2 protein-coding genes are annotated in these 563 nt (G+C 70.0%); both read left to right on the top strand.

Features of this window, described 5'->3' with window-relative positions; translation table 11 throughout:
* The coding region (locus K7W41_RS23385; RefSeq protein ID WP_224612956.1) for a hypothetical protein at positions 1 to 315 on the top strand (315 nt) is incomplete at its 5' end.
* A 2-nt stretch (positions 316 to 317) separates the two neighbouring features.
* The coding region (locus tag K7W41_RS23380) for a hypothetical protein (RefSeq protein WP_224612954.1) at positions 318 to 563 on the top strand (246 nt) is incomplete at its 3' end.

The raw sequence follows: 563 nt of genomic DNA, 5'->3' as shown, positions 1-563 counted from the left end.
GACATCGACCGCACCCGGGCGCTGGTGAACGGCCCAGCTATGCTGCACCGCGACGAGGTGCGCGTGTTTTACCGCCGCGCCCTGCAGGCGCTGCCAGCGCAGGTGACCCCACCCCCCGCGCCGGCCCCCAGTGCCCCACCACGGCCCGAGGCCACCTCGATGTGGGTGCAGGTGCGCGACACGGCGGGCCAGCCCATTCCCGGCCTCGTGGTGAGTATTGCTGTGAGCAGCGACGGCCGCCTGCTGGTTGGCCGCGATGGCAAACCCAAAGTGACCCGGGTGCCCGAGGGGCGCCTGAACGAAAGGACGGTTTAAACATGGATATTCAACTGCTCTCTGGCCTGGGGCTGCCCGGACTGGTGTTTCTGGTGGCGTTCGTGCTGGCGCAGATCGCGCTCGTCGAACTGGTGAAAGTGGTGCTGACCAAGGCGGGTCGGGTCCTGCAGGGCCTGACCGTGATCGGCCTGAGTGCGGGTCTGGGCGTGGGCCTGGGCTGGCTGCTGCTGCAGGGCGTCGCGGACCGGGCCGGGATCGAACTGGCGCGCCCCTGGGCGGGGATGGCG

The organism is Deinococcus multiflagellatus (genome assembly GCF_020166415.1).
GTDB classification, from domain to species: domain Bacteria; phylum Deinococcota; class Deinococci; order Deinococcales; family Deinococcaceae; genus Deinococcus; species Deinococcus multiflagellatus.
Note: the sequence above shows the minus strand (reverse complement) of the source record. Positions and strands in the feature narration are given on the sequence as shown.